This is a genomic window from Ruegeria sp. AH12 (assembly GCF_056541465.1).
The window spans coordinates 1-868 of sequence record NZ_JBQFYL010000111.1 but is presented as its reverse complement, the minus strand read 5'-3'; the positions used below and the strand labels follow the sequence as shown (position 1 = coordinate 868).

The window sequence follows — 868 nt, the reverse complement described above, 5'->3', positions numbered from 1 at the left end:
GACCGACTTTCGCTGAAGAGGTCGTAGATAGCATCCACTTTCTGATCCCCGGTGGCGCAGGAGGCGGCTGGGACGGCACGGCCCGTGGCACCGGTGAGGCGCTGACGAATGCGGGTCTCGTGGGAACTGCATCCTACGAAAACATGTCGGGCGGCGGCGGTGGTAAAGCCATTGGATATCTGATCGAAAACGCCGACAGCAACCACGGCACGCTTATGGTCAACTCGACCCCGATCGTGATCCGCTCTCTGACCGGAGTGTTCCCGCACAATTTCCGCGACCTGACACTGGTCTCGGGCACGATCGGCGATTACGCCGCGATTGTTGTGGGCAAAGACAGCCCCATCAATTCAATGGCGGACCTGCTAGCCGCTTATGACGCCGATCCAAGTACAACGGCCATCGGCGGCGGTTCTGTGCCGGGCGGGATGGACCATCTGGTCGCGGCCATGGTGATGGAAGCGGCAGGCAAGGACGCTTTGGGCGTGAAGTACATCCCCTATGATGCAGGTGGCAAAGCGATGGCCGCGCTTCTGTCCGGTGAGATCGCCGCGCTATCGACCGGTTTCTCGGAGGCTGTCGATCTGGCGAATGCAGGTGAGGTGAAGATCATTGGCGTCACCGCAGAAGAGCGCGTGGATGCAGCCCCTGATGCGCAGACAATGAAAGAGCAGGGCATCGACACAACTTTCGTGAACTGGCGTGGGTTCTTTGCTGCTCCTGGTCTGCCAGAGGACAAGCTGGTCGCTTATCAAGAAGCCATCGCCAAGATGTATGACACACCTGAATGGGAAGAGGTCCGCGCCCGTAACGGTTGGGTGAACATCCACAACTCGGGTGCTGATTTCCAATCGTTCCTGGAACAGCA

The 868-nt window shown here is 59.2% G+C and carries 1 protein-coding gene; it reads left to right on the top strand.

Annotation, left to right across the window (positions count from 1 at the left end; genetic code table 11):
- Positions 1-868, top strand: an 868-nt coding sequence (locus ACR0EL_RS21980; protein ID WP_480502288.1) for a tripartite tricarboxylate transporter substrate binding protein, incomplete at both ends; no start/stop codon positions are given.